Origin of the sequence: Pseudomonas sp. P135, assembly GCF_020312125.1 — a bacterium.
GTDB classification, from domain to species: domain Bacteria; phylum Pseudomonadota; class Gammaproteobacteria; order Pseudomonadales; family Pseudomonadaceae; genus Aquipseudomonas; species Aquipseudomonas fragariae.
Genome location: NZ_JAGPYR010000008.1, coordinates 225,671 through 246,651, shown reverse-complemented (window position 1 = coordinate 246,651; position 20,981 = coordinate 225,671). Strand labels below are relative to the sequence as shown.

Below are 20,981 nucleotides of genomic sequence, written 5' to 3'. Positions count from 1 at the left end.
AGCGTTAGGACGGCTTAGATTTATACTTTATCTTTATTCAACAGCCATGGATATTTTTTGACAAAGTTTAAAAATAACATTGGCTATGTTTTGTATAGCTCATCAAAGTAGTCCAGGCATCGCGCTGACTTGGCAGGATTAAAAGCTGAATCAACACCATCAACCAAAGTGGCATTTGGCCCCAACCTCAGCGCCTTGTTCGCATTCATCGTCAAATCAAGAAAATCTCGATTACTTTGCATCCCTCATGCAAAAAAAGCCTTACCAGCTAGACTTCTCTCATCCTCATCAAGCCCCGAAGGATCAGTGTGTAACTGCAGGATAATTTCAAAAAAATCTATCTGAGCTTTTACTTCCTCCTGTTTTAAAACGTGACTTGAACTAAACACGTCAATGACAGAGATGATAGTAAAAACCATAGCTATAACAGTGGGCGTTAAGGATAGTGTTGAAATCCCCGCCTCCCAAACGACAACTGATATTGCCGACGATATGCCAGCTATAAAATAATCTGCAGCCGCCCAATAACGAGCATCATAAATAGCCATCCCCGCCAGCACCAAACCTGTTAATAATATAATTAAGCCCGCAACCAACCGCCAAATACCCATGCCATTCTCCTTCCATTCTTGGAGAGCGGGAGTATAACCCGGAAACCAGAAATCTCTAACGGTAAAGTTTATGTCAGCCGTGATCTCAGCAAAAACTAAGTCTTACCTGAGATTAGTGCCCTCTCAATCGTTCGGAATGAATGTGGAATCGGGAAGAACCCGGCTTGGCCTAAAGGAGTAGAACGAAAGCTCTCCCGCATACAACTGGTTTGCAAGTTATGAATTGGAGATCCAGGTTGTGACCTTGAGCCGGCCCAGATACTGCTCGTGCATTGAGTAGACCCGGTCATCGATAATTCTGAAAATCATCGTTGTGCCTGACCAGATATTGCCGTCCACCGCCCGCCTGCCGAGACTGGCGTTGCGTAGGCCGTAAACCTCATCCGCCGTTGTAGTGCATTCCATGACCTCTCCTTGGTGCTGCCCCAGCTCCTGCTGGCTGCCTGGACCATAACCGTGTTAAAGCGAAACGGGATTCGGCACACGATCAAAAGAAGTGGCTGGCCGTGTGTGATCGCATCGGCGCTGACTGGTGAAGCCGTGACCACCACGACTATAGGTAAACCTAAATGGCAGCCAGGGCTGGTGGGATAAATGGGAAGAAAGCCGATTAATCCCGACAGCGTCACACGCCTCAGAAAGCGTAAACAGCGCAGCGGGGTCGTCTATTACTACTATGACATCGGAGGTTCACCGCGAAAGGAAATCCCACCTGGCTCTGACTATGGCATCGCGATCGTCGAGTACGCCAAGCTGGAGAAGAGCCGAACATCATCGGCCCTCGTACAGCAGGTTCTGACCTTCGCGTATGTCGCGGAAAAGTACATGGCTGAGGTCGTGCCCACCAAAAGCCCGGCAACACAGAAAGACAATGCCAGGGAGCTGAAGCAACTTCTGAAGTTCTTCGACGATCCGCCAGCACCGCTGGAAGCGATCGAACCTCAACACGTCGTGCAGTACCTGCGCCAGCGAGGCAAGGCGGCTCCTGTCCGAGCAAACCGGGAGAAGGCGCTACTGAGTGCTATATGGAATTTTGCGAGGAGCGCTGGCTACACGGCGCTGGCCAACCCGTGCGCGGGCGTCAAGGGTCACAAGGAAGTTGGGCGAGACCATTACATCGAGGACGAAATGTTTGCTCTGGTTTACAGCCACGCAGAACAGCCGTTGCGCGATGCTCTGGACCTATTCTATCTGACCGGGCAACGGATCGCGGACACGCTGAAAATGGATGAGCGCGATATACGCGACGGCCGGCTATGGGTTCAGCAAGGCAAGACGAATGCAAAAAGGAGGATTGAAATTACAGGTGAGCTGAAGGTGGTCATTGACCGCATTATGACCAGAAAGGAAGGACACAGGATCCGCACCTCCAGGCTGATCGTTATGGATAACGGCCAGCCCATGACGAGCAATTCCAAAAAACTCTTTGCCGCGTTCCTGATCAGTTATTACGGGACCGAGAGCGTCAGCGGCGCGGGCGAATCGGTACCAACCTTGGCTCTGGTCACCGCAGCAGGTCCACATGTGCGGCAAAAGCGTTACCCCGCCGCCCATGGTAGCTCTCACTCAAGCGAACGATCCGTGGCGCATATCAGCTCAACACCAAGTGGCAGCATGATCAATTGCTTCTGGCGACTGCTCGCCAAACTACTCGCGCTCCCGGTAAACACTGCTCGGGCAGCGATACTGATCGGCGCGTGGCTTGACAGCGTTTTAACGACAGTTGCCTTGAACAACGGGTGCAGGGTTGAACCGCTTGTCGCCAGCCACTGAAGGAACGGCAGTAACTGGCCGATACGATTGCATTACCCTTCTAGTTCGGATAGGGAAATCAAGGAAGGCTACACTACGATGAATCTCTTACGCGGCACTATGTTATCAACGCGCCTAATTTCTGCGTTTGTGGTATGCGCAGTTGTCACACTAGGTGTCGGCCTTGTCGGATACACGGGTATCACAGGCCTCAAAAACAGCGTAGATGGGATCGTCAATAACAACCTCGTATCTGTGTACAACACGAGTAATGCACGCTCAAATGCGATAGCGCATTATCGCGACTTGCACCGCGCACTGCTGTATAAATTTGCAAAGGCAGACCAAGCCAAATATGACGAGACGCTGAAGTCCTTAGCAGACAATCAAAAAGAAGTAGAACAACTTTTCAATGCATATCGGCAAACGCCTCTGGAAGACGATGAAAGAGCGGCAGGTGATCAGTTTGAAAAAGACTGGCCAGCGTACATTAACGCATCCTCTCGCGTGATCGAATTAGCGGCGAAAGGTGACCTTGAAAGCGCGAACAAGATATTCGCACAAGAGGTGGATCCTGCCTACAAGAAAACAAACGATGAGTTAAAGATAATGGTAGCGTCTAACAAGCGCCAGAGTGATGACGTCGCAATAGAAGCCGCGAAGACTTCGAGCGCCGCATACGGTTCATTGGGCATAGGCGTAGTGATCGCGTTTGTTGCTGCAATTATTCTGGGCTTATTGGTCACACGCTCGATCACTCGACCGCTTTTGGGGGCTCTACGGACCGCAAAACAAGTGGCCGACGGCGACCTTTCTCAACAAATTGATGTCACCGGGAATGACGAGATCAGCACACTGCAATCAGCACTAAGCACGATGCAAGTTAACCTAAGAAATACTGTTAAAGAAATTGCCAATGCGGCTGATCAACTGGCCTCTGCGTCAGAAGAGTTGAATGCAGTTACGGAGGAGAGCTCCAAAGCACTGATACGCCAGAACGATGAGATCCAGCAAGCCGCTACGGCGGTTAACGAGATGACAGCAGCGGTTGAGGAGGTAGCGCGCAATGCCTCAGGCGCGTCTGAGTCCTCTGAAGAAACTAGCCGCAGTGCTATTGAAGGACGTGATCAAGTAAAGAATGCCGTTGGATCGGTTAATACTATGGCAGAGCAGATTTCTCAATCGACTGAAAAGGTCACGGTACTCGCCACGAGAGTCAATGAGATCACAGGCGTTCTCGCAGTTATTCAGTCCATAGCCCAGCAAACCAACCTGTTGGCATTGAATGCCGCAATTGAGGCAGCCAGGGCTGGCGAGCAGGGTCGCGGCTTTGCGGTAGTCGCCGATGAAGTGCGCGCCCTTGCGCACCGAACGCAGGCATCGACCGCAGACATTGAGGCTATGATGGCCCAAATTCGTGCGGGTGCGGATGAAGCAGTGATCTCTATGAATAACAGTAGGAGCCTTGCAGGAGAAACCCGTGATCAAGCGGTTCAGGCAGGTCACGCGCTAGACAGAATCACCGAAGGGGTCTCAATGATTAATGAGAAAAATCTCGTGATCGCAAGCGCCGCCGAAGAGCAAGCTCACGTAGCTCGAGAGGTGGACCGAAACCTGGTTAATATTCAAGATATCTCCACTCAGACTGCAACTGGCGCACACCAAACCAATGCCTCGAGTGCAGAGCTTTCTCGACTTGCCGCCTCATTTGGAGTATTGGTCAATAAGTTCAAGACCTGAATAAAGTTGATCAGAACGCGTGTGTGTATAGTAGGCATCTGACAATAGCGCATTCAGATGCCTATGTGCTTGCGCACAGATCTTCCGCCTCACTTAAGGCGCGAGGACTGCACGCCGCGAGTCTGGTCTGAAATCACATCGCCCCCAGACAGCATTGTCATCCCATGCGAATACATCCAGGAGCGAATACCGATCAGCGACTACACCAAAGCCCCTCCATCCTTTTTTTGCGGATCACCAGTTCGGAGTCGATCAGTTCGTTAAGCCTGCGGACGGTGTCGATATCGGCACGTCCATGTCGCGATCGGCCGCATCCTTGGAGAGGGCTTTTCTCAACCACAAGAAGTCACCCAGCAGGATTGTGCCTGTACCGCCCGGTCAGCCAAGTAGCTTTGTCTGGGCCAAGGTCGCTCGGATCCCTCTTTACCCCTGACATAAAAAAGACCCGCCAGTAGGGCGAGCCCTGTCAGAAGAAAATGGCTCAGTTAACCCGACCAAATTTTTTCGTCTTGGGATCGAGATAATCTTGACCGGATCGAGTTATCTGGATAACCCAATCCCTAGAAACTAAAAAAAGGCCTGAATCAACACAGCGGTTTGCCAGATAGAAAAACTCAGCTTCCTCTAGGGGTCTCGTCATATTTCCACTGGATGATCTCCACTTTTCAAGAAGATCATCAAGATGAATCCCGCTAGAAGCAGCGTAACTCGGGAGCAGGTTCAATAAATGCTTAATCCTAAGTGAATCGGGTTTCATGTGAATCTCCCCTCCAAACCTCGGAAAGGATTTATTAACACACACCAGAGCAATATCAAAGCGCCATCACGCGTAAAAGACACTAAGCCGACTGTTGCACAGGGAAAATAGGTACGAATAAGGCCCTCGCTGAACTTGGTAACCAGACGTCCCGAGGGATCTGAGTAAATCGCAGGCATGGAAAAGCCAAGCCGTGAGACTGGGCTTGGGCGATCGATACATCAATTGCGCGGGCCGCAGACCTCATCCTGACTTGTGGTGCTTTCCATGACCTCGCCAAAATCTGTCTGTCCATGCAGACATCGAGAATCACTCACCATCAGCATCGACCACGCTGAATATTGACCGATCCCCCCTCCCAGAGACCTGCATACCCTTAGGGCAATCATGAGCGTGACTAATGATTTATTGAAATCAATTCGTTTTTGTTCATGTAGGCAACCGACCTAAAATCCCTACAGCTCTTCACCCTCAGCAGAATAACGGCTGCTGATCGAAGACACAGACATCAGTCAACGCTAAAAGGGGCAAGACGCCTATCCGGGCGTTGCCTCGTAAGGAAGGATGCCAAGCCTAGATGAAAAAAGAATTCACATTTTCTATCAAGTGTACTTGTTTTGATGAGAATTACTCACCCTCAGACACTACCCGAGTCACGACTAATTTTGCGAACCTGGCCAGGGGAAAAAGTCGCCGAGAGAATTTACGTAATACCTTGAAGATGATCGACAATCGCTTCAATGCCCTGGCGCACTGGGACAACCCTAAAGGCGATCGTTATACGCTGGCGCTGAACATTGTCTCTGCGGAAATGAATATCGATGCTGAAGGTGATCACTCTGCTATTCCGTTAATTGAGGTTTTGAAGACAACGATCATTGACCGAAAAACCAATACGCATATTAACGGAATGGTAGGAAATAACTTCTCTTCCTACGTGCGAGACTATGATTTCAGCGTGAGATTACCAGAGCACAAGAAAAACCAGTCCGGGCTCAGCACGCCAGAAGATTTCGGAGATCTGCACGGAAAGCTCTACAAAAGCTTTGTCAATTCAACCAGCTACAAAGCGCATTTTGACAAACCTCCTGTTATCTGCCTGAGTGTATCGAGCGCCAGGACCTACCACCGGACCGAGAATCAGCATCCTGTTTTAGGGTATGAATACCAGCAGGATGAATACTCGTTGACGGATGAATATTTCATGAAAATGGGCTTAAAGGTTCGCTATTTCATGCCCCCGAACAGCGTTGCGCCTCTGGCGTTTTATTTCTCGGACGATTTGCTGGATGACTACACCAATCTGGAGCTTATTAGCACCATCAGCACGATGGACACCTTCCAGAAAATTTATCGCCCTGAGATCTATAACGCAAATTCAACGGCAGGAAAAATCTATCAGCCTAGCTTGAAAAATAACGATTACTCATTGACCCGCATTGTGTACGACCGCGAGGAGCGAAGTCAGCTGGCTATAAAGCAAGGGAAATTTGTTGAAGAGCACTTTATCAAACCCTATCAGCCCCTTCTGGATCAGTGGTCCGCAAGCTGTATTCTTTGATCATTTAAAAACCAAGGTTGATTTTTCATGAAAAAACTTTTGCCCACCTCCACTGCTGGCAGTTTGCCTAAACCTTCGTGGCTTGCACAACCTGAGACGCTCTGGTCACCGTGGAAATTGCAAGGGAAAGAACTGGTTGAAGGCAAGCAAGATGCGTTACGTTTGTCGCTGCAAGAACAACAACTGGCCAATATTGATATCGTCAGCGACGGTGAACAAACGCGCCAGCATTTTGTAACTACATTTATTGAGCATCTCGACGGCGTCGATTTTGAACAGCGCGAGACCGTTAGAATTCGTGACCGCTACGATGCGAGCGTGCCAACGGTCGTGGGCGCTGTCGCTCGCCGAGCGCCGGTTTTTGTTGAAGACGCAAAATTTCTACGCCGGCAAACCAGACAGCCTATCAAGTGGGCCTTGCCCGGGCCAATGACGATGATTGACACCCTCTACGATGCCCATTACAGAAATCGTGAAAAACTGGCTTGGGAGTTTGCCAAAATCCTCAACCAGGAGGCCAAAGAACTGGAGGCTGCCGGGGTTGATATCATTCAGTTTGATGAGCCTGCATTCAACGTGTTTTTTGATGAGGTGAACGACTGGGGCGTCGCCACCTTGGAAAGGGCAGTTGAAGGGCTTAAATGTGAAACGGCCGTGCATATTTGCTATGGCTACGGCATCAAGGCGAATACCGACTGGAAAAAAACGCTGGGTTCGGAATGGCGGCAGTACGAAGAGGCCTTTCCCAGACTGCAAAATTCCAGCATCGACATCATCTCATTGGAATGTCACAACTCGCGCGTCCCTATGGATCTGCTGGAACTCATCCGAGGCAAGAAAGTGATGGTAGGGGCCATTGATGTGGCAAGCCATACCATTGAAACGCCTGAGGAAGTCGCCAACACGCTGAGGAGAGCGCTTCAATTCGTCGATGCCGACAAACTCTATCCGTGCACCAACTGCGGAATGGCCCCCCTCCCTCGTCATGTCGCCAGCGGCAAGCTGCGCGCGTTAAGTGCAGGGGCAGACATCGTGCGCAAAGAACCCTTGAGCCAGTGATCGGCTACGTACGCAAGTCAGTAGGCGATACTCAGGCCTGGCTTGCACAAAAAAGCCCGGCGCTGAAGCCGGGCTTTCTGATCATCTATTCCTTATGCAGAACAAGCATGGCCAACGCTTCGCTGGACGCTTGCACCCTGCCCTTCACATCTACCGCCTCATTTTCCAGACACGGGCACATCAAAATCGACATCAAACGCCTGATAAAACGCTTTATCGGTTTCGGCGACGATCCAGGCAAGAAGAATGACATGATGTCCGTGTTTATCGCTGGGTAATGTTGCTTTTGTAATCTCTGCGGGCTGAAGCTCATCCCGGTGTTTATCAAAAGGACTCAACGGCGAGATATCGCTCCACATCAATCCGTCTTGACCGTCCGCTTTGAAGTGGTTATCACTGACGTAGTTCTTTCCCTGGAAGGCTTCCCGCGTAATGGGTTTGCTTTCATCCCAGCCGTCTTTGGTAATAAACCACCGGTAGCCGCGTGTGACATGTACGGCATGGTACGCCCATCTAACTTCAAACTCGTCTCCACCCGCAACGCTCAACCGAGGCCACTTTTCAGCCGCACCATGACCTTTTTGCGTTATTTCCTCAATGATCCCGACATCCGTCAGGTTCAAGCATTTACGCCGATCATCTTGCCCCCCGCTCAGTATGAGTCCGTCTGGTGGCGGGTTGGCAAGCGGCGGCGCTGACGCAGGCGGATCGAGATTAATAGGCTCATCGACGCCAGGGAAGTCGTGCGCAAGACCAAATGTCTCGTCTGGAAAGTTTTTGCCTCCTTCCATAGCGACCACCTCCCACTCCAGCAACAGCCCTTTGGATATGGCATAAGAACCACGGGATTCGGGACTGGTTACCATACCGTGTCTGGGTTGTGCGCTAGCAGATTCATTCATGTCCATATCCTCAATTATTGAATCAGGCATGCCTTGCCTGTTGCACAATTGAAGACCTGCTTTCACGGACGGGATAGCTAGCAGTTCAGCCAGTAGATTTTTCGATAAATGTCTGAAACAGAGGAGCCTGTCTGGCCGCGCCAGCCCCCTCTCCACTCCATGCTCGACAGCAACTTTTCAGCGCATCACGTTAATGCGAAAGACGTTCTGCTCGGGGTCCAGCAGCACGGCCTGATACCAGTTGTAATAGGTCAAGTACGGTTCCTTGACCAGTATTGCGCCCTGCGCTACCGCCAGCGGCACCAGTCGGTCCACCTCGGCCTGGTCGGACACGTCGATGTTGAGCAAGAACCTGCACCCCGTGCTGCCTGCAAACGCCTCCAGGCCAAGCAGCTCGTACGCATCCAGTGCGTTGAAACCAATACAGGACTTGCCGGTGTCCAGTCCGCGAAAGATCGGTGACCTGATGGCCTCGATTTCGCGAAAGCCGAACAGGTTCGAGTAGAAGGTGCTCAGGCGGACGATGTCCTGCGCGAACACGTTGACGTATGAAAGTGTGCTCATGTCAGGCCACCTTGCTGCCGCCAAAAGTGGTCTGCTTGACGAACTTGGACAGCAAATGATCGCCTGATGTAACCGGCGCATGCCGAGGCGTGGCGCCAGGCTGCAGGCAACCTGGCAGGCATTGAATCAACGTGTCGTAGTTCGGTTGGTGGAAGAACACCAGAGACTGTCGGCGGTTGTCCTGCTCGCTGGTCATCGGTGGATTGACCACTCGGTGCAGCGTGGAAATCCACTGATCGTTGGTCCACTGCATCATCAGGTCGCCAATGTTGACCACAAAACCATTCTCGACATACGGCACATCGACCCACTCGCCCTGGCGATTACGTACTTGCAAGCCGCCCAGCGCGTTATCAGGGCGCACTATAGTCAGACTGCCGTAGTCGGTATGCGCACTGGCGCGTAACTGGCCAGCCTCGACTTCAGTCTTGATATCCGGATAACTCAGGCTGCGGAACATGCTGATATGCCGGTCGATCTTGTCATCGAAAAAACACTCATCCAGTTCCAATGCCAGGGCAAACAAGCGCATCAACGATTGAGCCAATTCGCTCATGGCATCGAAATAGGCCTGATAAGCTTCCTTGAATCCGGGCAGCAGGTCTTGCGCAGGCCAGACATTCGGTGCGAAGTGCGACCCCGCCTGAGCATTGTGATAATAATCTTCATCCGGCACATCGCTCGGCCCGATGGAGAAAGACTCCTTGAGATCCCCCGGCGCACTTTCCTCCAGAGAATAGGAAAGGCTCTCCTCGGCCACGGCGCTGTAACCACGCACCATTTCCGGGCTGGGCCGATCAACCTTGCGCTTTTCCGCCAGCGGCAAATCAAAAAATTGCCGGGTCAAACACGAGACCCTTTCGATAAGTTCTCCGGGAATCTGGTGCTCGGTGATGACCAGAAACCCGATATCCCGACACGCCTGATTGACTGCCCTGGCTACGGCAGCCTTGCCGTCCGGGTCTTCTGAAAAATAGGGAGCCAGGTTGATAATGGGCACATAGTGCAGAGTCATACGGCTGTTTCCTCTCGCTGAAACGCTGCTGGAAAGGCTCACCGACAAGGGTGAAGGTCAGCGAGGCAGGAGCAGAAAGCATGCCACTGGAAGAATTCATCGTTCATACAAGCAGTTAGCTGTTTCGACGGTTAAAGCCGGATCAAACGGTCTGAAACAGAACGCATGGTTTGAATGCACAGGTATGACAAAACGGGCCAGGATTGCGCACATTCGCCCCGCTTTTTTCAGGCGCTTGCAATACGCTGGATGACGTCGGCGGTCGTCGTTACTTCACCGAACTCATAGGCAATCGTCGTCAGGGATATTCGCTGAACTTCTTCAGCTGAAACAGCGCCGAACCCGACGTCCGGGTAGTCCATCGCAGCATTGGCGTCGCTCAGCGCGATGACTTTGTACTCACGATGCACGCCGTCTCTGATCGTGGTTTCACAACACACATTGGTGACCGTACCGCAGACGATGATGGTGTCGACATCCCGCGCACGCAGCACAGTGTCCAGGTCCGTGTTATGAAAGCCGCTGTAAAACAGCTTGTCGACAATCACATCACCGGGCCGAGGCGCGAGCGCTTCGATGACCTCAACGTCCGGATCATGCCGTGCCAGTATCTGGTCCACATTCGGATAAAGATCGCGCATGCGCCCGGTGTCAGAACCATCGCCGCGCACGATATGGCGAAGATAAGCCACCGTCACCCGAGCAGCCCGTGCGGTTTGCAGCAGCATCTGGATAGGCTGGACGATGTCCGCAGTACTTTTTACGTACAACGCCCCGCTGGGCTCACAAAATACCTTTTGCATGTCTACAACGATGACCGCCGTTCTGAGCGGATTGATCGGCCAGCGGACAAGGGGTTTGCTCATGGGACTTACCTCGATTGAGCCTGACAGGCTGGGTAGCCATGCCAAGCAATAATCGTGCTGTCTGTCTCCAGAGCATCTGCAAGGAAGAACTGTGCACCATTCACGCGGCATTACAACGTATGTGCCTCATGCGCCTGAACCGCCGTCCTAAACGCATCGAAAATACAAGGAACGTTGTTATGAAGCCAAGTTTCGTAGAGCAAAAACCGTCAGGCAGGTTTCATCGAAAAACCCATGGCATGCTACTGCTGGCACTTGCCTTGACGGGGTGCGGAACAATCAACACCACGTTTAGACCCGATTCCGTCGCAGGTGAAAAGCTCACTGACTGGAAATCAAGTTGCTCCTCTATTCCGCGCGTTTACAGCGGGGTTATGCTCGATTTCTGTGAATTGAACGCCGAGCCCAAACAGAGTAGCGCTTATCAGAAGACCAATGCGCCTGAGTGGGTTTTACTGGACATGGGCTTATCAGGCATCGCGGATACGTTGCTCCTGCCCTACACGATTTACCAGCAAAACCAATACGGCTACATCAACGCAAGCCGCTTTAAATAGCGGCTGAGCCAGGTTTTGGAACCCCTCGCGTTCCACTCCCCGACAAGAGCAAAGTACACGGGTACCCCACTCGTCCATTGCGTAAAGCATCAACGAAAGCTCAGGAAAGCTTGAAGGCCTTCAGCGCCTGCTTGGCATTCGCGATCAGGTCAGGCGTCATTGGCTTGCCCTGCCTGTCCAGAAGTACCGGGGTGCATGCGCATCGACAGCGCACGCGGTTATCCCCCTCTGCCCACCAATCGAGCATCTGCTGCCCCGTGAACAACTCGCCATGTCGTTCGATATGCTGCTCCCGACTGGTGGGCGTCAGGGCGGACAGGTGCATGAATTTCACCTGCATCCCGAGGCGCTCTGAATCAGCGATGTCGTTCTGCAACTTGCGAATCCGCATTTCATGAAGTTCTGAATCAGAAATTCTACCGACCAAGGCTGAGCCCTCGTTAAGACACACATAAAATTAATAGACCACTCCAGCAACTCACGCCAGCTTTCAATCGCCTATCAAGCCAGTTTCAGCGGATAACGATCGCACGGTAGGGGTAATTCCCGAGCGAATTACCCTTGCTATGACCACGGGCAGAATGCGAACAAAGAGCCTGTAGCCCTGTTCAGGCTTCGCATAGCCTTCAAAATGAGCAAGCCCGCTTTTCACGTCCGTGTGGTCGTGCCAGACTTCTCGCCGTTCACGATAAGGAGCGAGATCCTTTGAAAGCACTTATTTTAGTCGGAGCTCTGTTGCTGAGCGGGCCGGTGTCCGCGGCTCAACTGGACCTGCAGTTGGGGCAGAACAGTCGCACCTGGCAAACGGAAGATTTGCTTACCCATCCTCAACTGCAAGTCATTACCGTTAAAAATGATGTTGCTTACAAGAAGGACATGGTCTATCGCGCCGTACCTCTGACTGCGCTGCTGACAGGAGTCAAGCCCGGCGACCACCTGCAGGCAGTCGCTTTGGACGGGTTTGCCGCAGAGCTGGCCGCTGCACCCTTACTCAACGATAAAGGCGCACGGGCCTGGCTGGCGATTGAAGACCCTGCCCATCCGTGGCCCCCTTTGGCCACTGACAAGCCCAGTGCAGGGCCTTTCTACCTGGTATGGACGGACCCTCAGGCTGGAAATATCAGCCCGGAGCAATGGCCATTTGAAGTGGCCAGCATCAAGCGTATGGCTCCCGTTGCCGAGCGCTTCCCTGCTCTGTTGCCGGATCCTGCGCTCAAGATTGATGATCCGGTCAATCAAGGGTTCGCGCTATTTCAGAAAAACTGTCTGGCTTGTCATCGTTTGAACGGCGCGGGGGACGCACAGTTTGGGCCTGATCTGAATATTCCCTACAACCCGACCGAGTATCTGGGAATGGACTTCCTCAAGCTCTACATTCGCAACCCTCAGGATTTGCGTCAGTGGCCGCAGGCGAAGATGCCGGCGTTTTCGGAAGCGGTTTTGCCGGATGCAGACTTGCAGATGCTGATGGCCTATCTGCAACATATGGCTGGACGCAAGATAAAGCCTTGATACCGGCGGGCCACTTCAGCCAGGAGATAACGAAGTGCGTGCAGCGCAGGGTCAGGGCCGTTGCGCAGCCTTCAACATGAGGAGATTTCGGAACTCCTCACTTTCCAGCGCTCAATAAAAAACCCCGCAGACGTTAATCTGCGGGGCTTTGAATAGTGGAGGCCGAGGTCGGAATCGAACCGGCGTAGGCGGATTTGCAATCCGCTGCATAACCATTTTGCTACTCGGCCTCAAACGAAAGATGCTTCACTTGAACATCAAACGTATTTTGATTTCGCGGGAAACCTGTATTTCTTTGGCTTCCAACCCATTGAATCTAAAGGGTTTTTTTCAATTCCTCGCTCAGGAATGGACGCAATTCTGTACTGGTTCGCATGCCATGTCAAGAACGAGGAGAAAATAATTCGCCTACGCTGTACCCGTGCAATCGTTACTGCGCCTGACGTTCCAGGGACGTATACGGTTTGAAGAACCCGCTGCCCATCCATTGCGGTGTTTTTTCCGTAGTCAGCGGCTGGGCGCGCTGGTAGCTGTTTGCGTTTTTCGCGTAGCCCTTGTGGTCGTACTCGGCCATGAACGGGTACGGGAAGACCTTGCGGGTGCGTCCGCGATTGCCCACGTTTTCCTTGACCATGGACGCCGGCAGTGACTGTGCCAGCGGTCTCTGCCTGTTGCCGGCCTTGTCGGGGCCTGCCTGCCTGACAACGATGGCATCCGGGGCCCGGCTTTTTTCGACCCAGGCCATGACCGGTGTCAGCAGATCGACCAGGCTTGGCCCTTCCCCGCCGCCGCAGTGATAGACGCCGGGCAGCATGTACAGCCTCGAGAACGCCTCGGTGCGGGTCTTGCCCATCTCGGCTTCAAGCGCCTCGTGATACGCCAGGGTGTTGAGCGGTGAGACGTTCGGGTCAGCCCAGCCGTGCCAGAGGATCAGCTTGCCGCCGCGGCTGGCGAATGGCGAAAGATCGGGGTTGGTAGCGTCGTACAGCGCATGCAGCGGGCGCAGTTGGTCAAAGGTTTTTTTGTCGAAGTCCAGCGCGTTCAAATCGAAACTTGCAGGCGGGTTCTTCTCGAACACGACATTGCGAATGGCCTCCAGCGCCGCCTTTTCGCTGTACACCGTCTGATCGGCGCTGACCGGCACGAACACGCCAGCCCAGGCCAGTTCCGAGCCCGGCTGCGGGCCGCCCAGGGTCAGCCGCTCGCCACTGGCGGCGTCTTTCGGGCCTTCGTAAAAGCGTCTGACCGTGGCCACCTCCGCTGCGCTCAGGCACGTGGCGGGGTCAGCAGATGCCTTGCATTGCAACGCCGCGGGGTCGAAGTGGCAGATACGCGGATCCGCTATGAGGCCATCGATCTGCCCGTCCAGCAGATCGCATTGGTCGAGTACAGCCTTGTGCAGCAACGGCAATCGTGAAGCGAGCAGAATCGGCTTGCCGTCCGCGCCGCGGTTGGAGCGCGCCATCCAGCCGTGATACAGGGTTTTCTGCACTTGAAAGTTGAGCGCCGGGGCTCCGGCAATGATGCCGTCGAAATCGTCCGGGTAACGCTGTGCTTCGATCAACGCCTCGCGGCCGCCGTCCGAGCAGCCACTGAAGTAGGCGTATTCTGCTTTGCGGCCATAGAACGCGGCGATCAGTTTCTTCGAGGCCAGCGCAGTGAGGTGCACACCACGATGGGCGAAATCGGCACGCTTTTGCGGGTCGTCGCCAAAATGCTCGTCTGCCGCCCGATGGCCCATGTCGGTTGAAGCCACCGCGAATCCGCCAGCACTCAGGGATGTGCAGCCATCAGCGGCGCGCACGGTCGAGTTGACGTTGCCACACAATCCGCCGCAGCCGACTTGCAGATAGCGCTGCTCCCAGGTACCGGTTGGCAGCTCGAGCCTGAAGTTGATCTCGGGCGCCAGCCGGGCTTCCACGGCACATACCGCAACACCGTCACGCGTCGATTCACTGGCCGCCAGCACACGACTGCCCTGCCCGCCGATATCACTGAGTTCCACGCTGCTTAGTGCAGCACAGCTGCTGACCGGTTTGACCACTGCAAGCCGGGACGTGTTGTCGGTGGTTGCAGAAGATGCCATACGGGCCAGAGCCGGTGTCTGAATGCTGAGTGAAGTGACCAGCAGCAACAAGGCGTGGGCGTACTTCGGCTGGGAGGGTTTCATGAGAACTCCTGTTCATGAAGGATCAAAACCACAGTGCGAACCCATAAATGGCCGCACTGTGCGTAAGGGTAAAACGTTTAAGCCTGGCGATTATTCAAAAGCCAGTAGAAAAAAACCATCACCGATTCCATCCGCCGCCCATGACCTTGTAGAGCGTGACGCGGTTGCTCTGCTCTGTGAGGCGCAGGGAAATCAGGTCCTGCTCGGCACTGTAGAGCGAGCGTTGCGACTCGAGCGCCTCCAGATAACTCTGCGATCCGCCGCGGTACAGGGCGTCGGCCAGTTCGTAGCTTCTGCGGCTGGCATCGGTGTAGGCCTGCTGCGCGGCAAGCCGCTCATCCAGCGTGCTGCGCACCGCCAAGGCATCGGCCACTTCCTTGAATGCGGTCTGGATCGTCTGCTGATAGGTCTGAATCTGGATCTGGTTCTCGACCTTGGCCGAGTCCAGCGTGGCCCGATTGGCGCCGCCATCGAAAATCGGCACGCTGATACTTGGCGCAAAGCTCCACGCGCCGGTTCCGGACTTGAACAGGCCTGACAGGCTGGTGCTGGAAGAGCCTGCACTGGCAGTCAGGGTGATACTGGGGAAGAACGCCGCACGCGCTGCACCGATATCAATGTTCGCGGCTTTAAGTTTGTGTTCGGCACTCAGCACGTCCGGGCGACGTTGCAGGAGGCTGGAAGGCAGGCCATCCGGCACCTGCACCAATTGCGCCACCGACTGCATGTCGGCGTTGGGCAGCAGCTCCTCCGGCAGATCGCTGCCGACCAGCAGGCGCAAGGCGTTACGGTCCTGAAGAATCTGGCTTTTATATTGCGCGACATCGCCCCTCGCCGATTCGACCGTTGTCTGCGCCTGAGCCACTTCCAGTCCGGAAGAACCGCCCAGCGCATGGCTGCTTCTGGTCAGCTCGTAGCTTTTCTGCTGACTGGCCAGCGTGTCTTCGGCGAGTTTCAGAAGCTGGTTGTCGGCGGCCAGGGTCAGCCAGCCGGTCGCCACTTCGGCGATCAGGCTGATCTGCGTGCTGCGCCGGGTTTCGGTCAACGCCAGGTAATCCTCGAGCGCTTCGTCCTGAAGGTTCTGGATACGCCCGAACACATCCAGCTCATAGCTGCTCAAGCCCAACTGCGCGCTGTACTCGTGGCTGATCGACGACTTTCCGGTCATCGAGGTCGATGACGGCGTGCGTGTATGCGTGCCGCTGCCACTGGCATCAATGGTCGGCAGGCTCGCCGCCCGCTCGATGCGATATTGCGCCTGCGCTTTCTCGACGTTGAGGCTGGCCAGGCGCAGGTCGCGGTTATTCACCAGCGCCAGGGTCTGCAGGCGCACCAGGCGGTTATCGATGAAAAAATTCTGCCATTCGACGTCCGTGGGCACGCTGCCCGACGCGGCCGGTTGGCCAGCCGTCCCCGGCAGCCATTGGCTTGAGACCGGCGCTTCAGGGCGCTGATAGTCCGGGGCCAGATTGACGCAGCCCGCAAGCAGCGCCGTGACGGCCAGCGAAGGCCAGAAAAGACGCATCATGCTTCACCTGTAGATGTGGGTTGAGCCGCCGGATCATTGCCTGACGAACGACTGAAGCGGCGACGTACTTCGACGAAGAACAGCGGCACCAGGAAAATCCCCAGCACGGTGGCGCTGAACATGCCGCCCAGTACGCCCGTGCCGATCGCATTACGTCCGGCCGAGCCTGCACCGCTGCTGAGGGCCAGCGGCAGCACACCGAACATGAACGCCAGCGAAGTCATCAGAATCGGACGCAGCCGTTGCCGGGCGGCAAGAAGGGTCGCTTCATGCAGGCTTTTGCCCTGTTCCTGAAGATGCTTGGCGAACTCGACGATCAGGATCGCGTTTTTCGCCGCCAGGCCCACCGTGGTCAGCAAGCCCACCTGGAAGTACACGTCATTGCTCAAGCCACTGATCCGCGTCGCCAGTACCGCGCCGACCACACCCAGCGGCACCACGAGCATGACCGAGAACGGCACCGACCAGCTCTCGTACAAGGCGGCCAGACAGAGAAACACGAACAACACGGAAATGGCGTAGAGCATCGGCGCCTGGGAGCCGGACAGGCGCAGTTGATAGGACTGCCCGGTCCACTCGTAACCGATGCCTTCGGGAAGTTGCTTGATGATGGCTTCAACGGCATCCATCGCGGTACCCGAGCTGACACCTGGCGCAGGATCGCCCACCACCTCAAGTGACGAGCTGCCGTTGTAACGCTCCAGCAGGGGCGAACCGTAGCTCCAGCTGCTGCTGGCGAACGACGAGAACGGGACCATTTCGTCATTGCTGTTGCGCACGAACCAATGGTCCAGATCGGCTGATTGCATGCGCGAAGCGGCCTCGCCCTGCACGTAGACTTTCTTCACTCGCCCCTGATTGAGGAAGTCATTGATGTAGCTGCCGCCCAGCGCTGTGGACAGGGTCGAGTTGATGTCGCTGGTGGACAGGCTCAGTGCACCGGCCTTGCGGTCGTCGATGGTCACTTTCAACTGCGGAGTGTCGTCCAGGCCGTTGCTGCGCACGCCCAGCATGCTCGAGTCCTTTCTCGCCAGCTCGATAAACTGCTCGCGTGCCGCCACCAGTGCCTCATGCCCCACACCGCCGAGGTCCTTGAGTTGCACGTCGAACCCCGAACTCTGCCCCAGGCCGCGCACCGCAGGAGGCTGCATGACAAACACGCTGGCGTCGCCGATGCTCGCCAGGGCCAGCGTCGCGCGTTGTGCTACCTGCGCCGCACCCTGCTCCTTGCCGGACCGCTCGCTCCAGTCCTTGAGCTTGATGAACGCCCTGGCGGTGTTCTGACTGTTACCGCCCATCCCCAGCCCGGAAATACTGATCAACGCCTCGACTTCCGGCTGTTTGAGCATGTAAGCCTCGAACTGCCTCATTACCGCCTGTGTACGGCTGTCGGTAGCGCCCACCGGCAGCTGGATCTGCGCCATCAGCGCGCCCTGGTCTTCATCCGGCAAAAACGACGTGGGCAGGCTGACGTAACCCACCGCCATGACCACCAGCACCAGCGCATATACCAGCAGCCCCTTTACGCGATGTTCGATGACTCCGCTCACGCCTCGCTGATAGCGGTCGGCACTGCGGTCGAACGTGCGGTTGAACCAGCCGAAAAAGCCACCCCGTTTTGCATGCAGTTGCGCATCCGAGGCTTTGAGCATCGTTGCGCACAACGCCGGCGTCAGGGTCATTGCAACCAGCACCGAAAGCAGCATGGCTGAAACGATGGTCACCGAAAACTGCCGGTAGATAATCCCGGTGGAACCGCTGAAAAAGGCCATCGGAATGAACACGGCGCTCAGCACCAGCGCGATACCGATCAGCGCGCTGGTGATTTCATCCATTGATTTGCGGGTCGCCTCCAGCGGGCTCAGGTGCTCTTCGCCCATGACCCGCTCGACGTTTTCCACCACCACAATGGCATCGTCGACCAGCAGGCCGATGGCCAGGACCATCGCGAACATGGTCAGGGTGTTGATTGAATAGCCGAACAGCGCCAGCACGCCGAACGTGCCCAGGAGCACCACCGGCACGGTAATCGCCGGAATCAGCGTGGCACGCAGGTTCTGCATGAACAGAAACATGATCAGCACCACCAGCGCGATCGCCTCACCCAGCGACTTCACCACCTCCTTGATCGACAGGCTCACGAATGGCGTGGTGTCATAGGCAATGACTGTTTTCAGCTGCATTTGCGCGGGGTAGAACGGTTCCAGTTCCTTGAGTTTGGCCTTGATCGCTTCGCCAACACTCAGCGCGTTTGCACCTGACGCCAGTTGAATACCCATTGCGGCCGCCGGCCGGCCATTGAGCGCCGAGTTGATGTCATAGCTTTCGCTGCCCAACTCCACCCGCGCCACATCGCGCAAGAGCACAACAGCGCCGTCACTGGAAGATTTGACGACCACGTTCTCGAACTGCTCGGGCGTCTGCAGCTTGCTGCGGGCGCTGATGGTCGCATTCAGTTGCTGACCTTCAACTGCGGGCAAGGCCCCCAACTGACCTGCCGAGACCTCGGTGTTCTGCGCCTCCAGGGCCGAGCTGATGTCGGAGGGCATCAGCGAATACTTTTCCATCCTGGCCGGGTCCAGCCAGATACGCATCGCGTACCCCGAACCCAGGGTCTGCACGTCGCCGACACCATCCACACGGCTCAGTTGATCGAGCAGCGTGCTGGAAATGTAATCACCAATCTGCGTGCCGGTGACGCTTTCGTTGTCGGAGGCAAGGGCGACCAGCATCAGGAAGTCGGAACTGCCCTTGGTCACCGTCAAGCCTTCACTCTGCACGCTTTGCGGCAGGCGCGATTCGGCCTGCTGCAGCTTGTTCTGCACCTGCATCTGCGCCACATCAGGGTCGGTGCCTGCGGCGAAGGTCAGGCTGATGCTCGCACTGCCCGCAGAGCTGCTGGAGGCGGACATGTAAGTCAGCCGGTCCAGCCCCTTCATCTGCTGCTCGATGACCTGCGTGACGGAGTCTTCGACAGTCTTGGCCGATGCACCAGTGTAGGTGGCGGAGATTTTTACCGTCGGCGGCGCGATATCGGGGTATTGCTCAAGGGGCAGCTGGCTAATGGACAGCCCGCCGGCGAACATGATGCAGATGGCAATGACCCAGGCGAAGATGGGCCGATCGATGAAGAAACGAGCCATGTTCAGCCCTCCTTCACGGTAGCGGCAGTGGCCGCAGCACCAGATGCTGGCGAATCGGCGTTATCAGCGTTCTGCACGCTCACCTCGGTGCCGACCGGGGTTTTCTGCCCGCCTTCGACCACCACCTGATCATTGGCCTTGAGCCCGCTGCTCACCCACCACTGGTTGCCCACCGTGCGGTCGACGCTGATCACCCGCTGCTCGATCTTGCCGTCAACCACCAGCAACACCGTGGTCTGGCCACTGGCACTGCGGGTGACGGCCTTTTGCGGTATCAGGATCGCATTCTGATCCTGCGCCTGTTCCAGCACCGCCACCACGTACATGCCAGGCAGCAGCAACCGCTCCGGATTGGCAAAGCTGGCACGCAGCGTCACGGTACCGGTGCCTTCATTGACGCTGACGCCGCTGAATTGCAGGCGGCCATCCTGGTTGTAGGTGCTGCCGTCATCCAGCTTGAGGGTGATGCGGGCTTCCCCGTCGCTGTTGGTTTGCAGCTTGCCGCTGGCCAGGTCGCGCTTGAGACGCAGCAACTCGGTAGTGGACTGGGTGACATCGACGTAAATCGGGTCGAGCTGCTGAACGGTGGTCAGCGCGGTGTCCTGCTGGGCCACCACCAATGCACCGGGGGTCACGGTCGAGGTCTCGATGCGGCCGCTGATGGGCGCGGTAATCCGTGTGTAGGCCAGATTGATGCGTGCGGTCTGCACATCGGCCTCCGCCACTTTCACCTCGGCGGCGGCAGTCAGCAGGCTGGCCTCGGCGTCTTCTTTATCCTGCTGGCTGATGGCGTCGATCCTGGCCAACTGCACATCGCGTTTGGCGGTGGCCTGTGCGGACTTGAGCGTGGCACGGGACTTGGCGAGCGTGGCCTGCGATTCTGCCAGAGCCGCCTGGTAGGTCGCACTGTCGAGTTGGTACAACGGCTGACCAGCCTTGATTTCGGCACCTTCGACGAACAGTCGCTGCTGCACGATGCCGCTGACCTGGGGCCGTATCTCGGCAACCATGAACGCTTTGGTGCGTCCCGCCAGCTCGGTGGTCAGCGACTGGCTGCGCGGTTTGACGGTGACCACCGACACGCTCGGTTTCTCCGCAGCAGGCGGCGAATCACCGTCAGAACAACCGCTCAGAAGACCGATAAGGGCTGCGTAGATGACAAAGGTCAAAGTCATCAGGTATTTGGCGAAAATCTTGCTCGACATGATTGCCTCAGGACGTTGTGGCGAAAGCCTAACGTCAGA

General features: G+C 55.6%; 18 protein-coding genes, 1 tRNA gene and 1 pseudogene. 7 read left to right on the top strand and 13 right to left on the bottom strand.

The annotated features are described in order from the left end of the window. Positions 1-245: 245 nt before the first annotated feature. The gene (locus tag KBY08_RS15170; RefSeq protein ID WP_111522275.1) at positions 246-611 is read right to left on the bottom strand and encodes a hypothetical protein; all 366 of its coding nucleotides are present in this window, start codon (positions 609-611) and stop codon (positions 246-248) included. 216 nt (positions 612-827) lie between these two features. Continuing rightward, on the bottom strand, positions 828-1,016 hold the full coding sequence (locus KBY08_RS15165) for a hypothetical protein (protein WP_111522276.1): 189 nt from the start codon (positions 1,014-1,016) through the stop codon (positions 828-830). A gap of 12 nt (positions 1,017-1,028) precedes the next feature. Between KBY08_RS15165 and KBY08_RS26810 the strand changes: the two genes are divergently transcribed. The 3 genes from KBY08_RS26810 (at position 1,029) to KBY08_RS15150 (ending at position 4,103) form a co-directional block, all read left to right on the top strand. Then, positions 1,029-1,205: a DUF4224 domain-containing protein gene (locus tag KBY08_RS26810; protein WP_225651170.1), complete on the top strand. Its 177-nt coding sequence runs from the start codon at positions 1,029-1,031 to the stop codon at positions 1,203-1,205. After that, positions 1,206-2,384 (top strand): tyrosine recombinase XerC, encoded by a 1,179-nt coding sequence (gene xerC, locus KBY08_RS15155; RefSeq protein WP_225651167.1) that lies wholly within the window; start codon positions 1,206-1,208, stop codon positions 2,382-2,384. Positions 2,385-2,462: 78 nt separating this feature from the next. Beyond that, entirely contained in the window at positions 2,463-4,103 is a 1,641-nt protein-coding gene (locus KBY08_RS15150; RefSeq protein ID WP_111522278.1) for a methyl-accepting chemotaxis protein, read from the top strand. A gap of 223 nt (positions 4,104-4,326) precedes the next feature. Here the strand turns inward: KBY08_RS15150 and KBY08_RS15145 are convergent. Further along, positions 4,327-4,539, bottom strand: a pseudogene (locus tag KBY08_RS15145) (hypothetical protein); the annotation flags it as partial. 898 nt (positions 4,540-5,437) lie between these two features. Between KBY08_RS15145 and KBY08_RS15140 the strand changes: the two are divergent. Continuing rightward, positions 5,438-6,421, top strand: coding sequence for a DUF1852 domain-containing protein (locus KBY08_RS15140; protein WP_103753852.1), 984 nt, complete (start codon positions 5,438-5,440; stop codon positions 6,419-6,421). Between the two features lie 27 nt (positions 6,422-6,448). After that, positions 6,449-7,480, top strand: coding sequence for a methionine synthase (locus KBY08_RS15135; protein WP_225651166.1), 1,032 nt, complete (start codon positions 6,449-6,451; stop codon positions 7,478-7,480). A 158-nt stretch (positions 7,481-7,638) separates the two neighbouring features. On the opposite strand, the gene KBY08_RS15130 is transcribed toward KBY08_RS15135, so the two are convergent. From KBY08_RS15130 to KBY08_RS15115, 4 genes are all read right to left on the bottom strand, one after another. Further along, entirely contained in the window at positions 7,639-8,412 is a 774-nt protein-coding gene (locus KBY08_RS15130) for a lytic polysaccharide monooxygenase auxiliary activity family 9 protein (RefSeq protein ID WP_003400932.1), read from the bottom strand. Positions 8,413-8,559: 147 nt separating this feature from the next. Beyond that, positions 8,560-8,946 (bottom strand): glyoxalase/bleomycin resistance/dioxygenase family protein, encoded by a 387-nt coding sequence (locus KBY08_RS15125; RefSeq protein WP_058398285.1) that lies wholly within the window; start codon positions 8,944-8,946, stop codon positions 8,560-8,562. A gap of 1 nt (position 8,947) precedes the next feature. Then, positions 8,948-9,961, bottom strand: coding sequence for an isopenicillin N synthase family dioxygenase (locus KBY08_RS15120; RefSeq protein WP_096136150.1), 1,014 nt, complete (start codon positions 9,959-9,961; stop codon positions 8,948-8,950). 227 nt (positions 9,962-10,188) lie between these two features. Further along, positions 10,189-10,827 (bottom strand): isochorismatase family cysteine hydrolase, encoded by a 639-nt coding sequence (locus KBY08_RS15115; RefSeq protein WP_096136149.1) that lies wholly within the window; start codon positions 10,825-10,827, stop codon positions 10,189-10,191. Between the two features lie 179 nt (positions 10,828-11,006). On the opposite strand from KBY08_RS15115, the gene KBY08_RS15110 reads away from it, so the two are divergent. Continuing rightward, a complete protein-coding gene (locus KBY08_RS15110; RefSeq protein WP_024659479.1) occupies positions 11,007-11,384 on the top strand; it encodes a YceK/YidQ family lipoprotein in 378 nt (125 codons plus the stop codon). A 100-nt stretch (positions 11,385-11,484) separates the two neighbouring features. Here the strand turns inward: KBY08_RS15110 and KBY08_RS15105 are convergent, their stop codons facing one another. Beyond that, entirely contained in the window at positions 11,485-11,775 is a 291-nt protein-coding gene (locus tag KBY08_RS15105; protein WP_003400922.1) for a hypothetical protein, read from the bottom strand. Between the two features lie 314 nt (positions 11,776-12,089). Here KBY08_RS15105 and KBY08_RS15100 point away from each other — a divergent pair, with 314 nt between their 5' ends. Next, positions 12,090-12,896: a c-type cytochrome gene (locus KBY08_RS15100; RefSeq protein ID WP_104684268.1), complete on the top strand. Its 807-nt coding sequence runs from the start codon at positions 12,090-12,092 to the stop codon at positions 12,894-12,896. 156 nt (positions 12,897-13,052) lie between these two features. Here the strand turns inward: KBY08_RS15100 and KBY08_RS15095 are convergent. The 5 genes from KBY08_RS15095 to KBY08_RS15075 all read right to left on the bottom strand — a co-directional run bounded on the left by KBY08_RS15095 (position 13,053) and on the right by KBY08_RS15075 (position 20,942). Next, a tRNA-Cys gene (locus tag KBY08_RS15095) sits at positions 13,053-13,126 on the bottom strand. Positions 13,127-13,326: 200 nt separating this feature from the next. Further along, the gene (locus KBY08_RS15090) at positions 13,327-15,066 is read right to left on the bottom strand and encodes a tannase/feruloyl esterase family alpha/beta hydrolase (protein WP_104684270.1); all 1,740 of its coding nucleotides are present in this window, start codon (positions 15,064-15,066) and stop codon (positions 13,327-13,329) included. A 118-nt stretch (positions 15,067-15,184) separates the two neighbouring features. Continuing rightward, on the bottom strand, positions 15,185-16,591 hold the full coding sequence (locus tag KBY08_RS15085) for an efflux transporter outer membrane subunit (RefSeq protein WP_104684272.1): 1,407 nt from the start codon (positions 16,589-16,591) through the stop codon (positions 15,185-15,187). Beyond that, positions 16,591-19,737, bottom strand: a complete 3,147-nt coding sequence (locus KBY08_RS15080) for an efflux RND transporter permease subunit (RefSeq protein ID WP_058398279.1) — start codon at positions 19,735-19,737, stop codon at positions 16,591-16,593. Before KBY08_RS15080 ends, KBY08_RS15085 begins: the two co-directional genes overlap by 1 nt. A 2-nt stretch (positions 19,738-19,739) precedes the next feature. Next, positions 19,740-20,942 (bottom strand): efflux RND transporter periplasmic adaptor subunit, encoded by a 1,203-nt coding sequence (locus tag KBY08_RS15075; RefSeq protein ID WP_103377755.1) that lies wholly within the window; start codon positions 20,940-20,942, stop codon positions 19,740-19,742. Positions 20,943-20,981 lie beyond the last annotated feature (39 nt).

Coding starts and splice junctions, on each gene's coding strand:
- KBY08_RS15080 (WP_058398279.1), bottom strand. CDS start 19,737: ATGGCTCGTTTCTTCATCGATCGGCCCATCTTCGCCTGGGTCATTGCC.
- KBY08_RS15115 (WP_096136149.1), bottom strand. CDS start 10,827: ATGAGCAAACCCCTTGTCCGCTGGCCGATCAATCCGCTCAGAACGGCG.
- KBY08_RS15165 (WP_111522276.1), bottom strand. CDS start 1,016: ATGGAATGCACTACAACGGCGGATGAGGTTTACGGCCTACGCAACGCC.
- KBY08_RS15105 (WP_003400922.1), bottom strand. CDS start 11,775: ATGCGGATTCGCAAGTTGCAGAACGACATCGCTGATTCAGAGCGCCTC.
- KBY08_RS15110 (WP_024659479.1), top strand. CDS start 11,007: ATGAAGCCAAGTTTCGTAGAGCAAAAACCGTCAGGCAGGTTTCATCGA.
- KBY08_RS15135 (WP_225651166.1), top strand. CDS start 6,449: ATGAAAAAACTTTTGCCCACCTCCACTGCTGGCAGTTTGCCTAAACCT.
- KBY08_RS15170 (WP_111522275.1), bottom strand. CDS start 611: ATGGGTATTTGGCGGTTGGTTGCGGGCTTAATTATATTATTAACAGGT.
- KBY08_RS15125 (WP_058398285.1), bottom strand. CDS start 8,946: ATGAGCACACTTTCATACGTCAACGTGTTCGCGCAGGACATCGTCCGC.
- KBY08_RS15130 (WP_003400932.1), bottom strand. CDS start 8,412: ATGCCTGATTCAATAATTGAGGATATGGACATGAATGAATCTGCTAGC.
- KBY08_RS15140 (WP_103753852.1), top strand. CDS start 5,438: ATGAAAAAAGAATTCACATTTTCTATCAAGTGTACTTGTTTTGATGAG.
- KBY08_RS15085 (WP_104684272.1), bottom strand. CDS start 16,591: ATGCGTCTTTTCTGGCCTTCGCTGGCCGTCACGGCGCTGCTTGCGGGC.
- KBY08_RS15090 (WP_104684270.1), bottom strand. CDS start 15,066: ATGAAACCCTCCCAGCCGAAGTACGCCCACGCCTTGTTGCTGCTGGTC.
- KBY08_RS15150 (WP_111522278.1), top strand. CDS start 2,463: ATGAATCTCTTACGCGGCACTATGTTATCAACGCGCCTAATTTCTGCG.
- KBY08_RS15075 (WP_103377755.1), bottom strand. CDS start 20,942: ATGTCGAGCAAGATTTTCGCCAAATACCTGATGACTTTGACCTTTGTC.
- KBY08_RS15120 (WP_096136150.1), bottom strand. CDS start 9,961: ATGACTCTGCACTATGTGCCCATTATCAACCTGGCTCCCTATTTTTCA.
- xerC (WP_225651167.1), top strand. CDS start 1,206: ATGGGAAGAAAGCCGATTAATCCCGACAGCGTCACACGCCTCAGAAAG.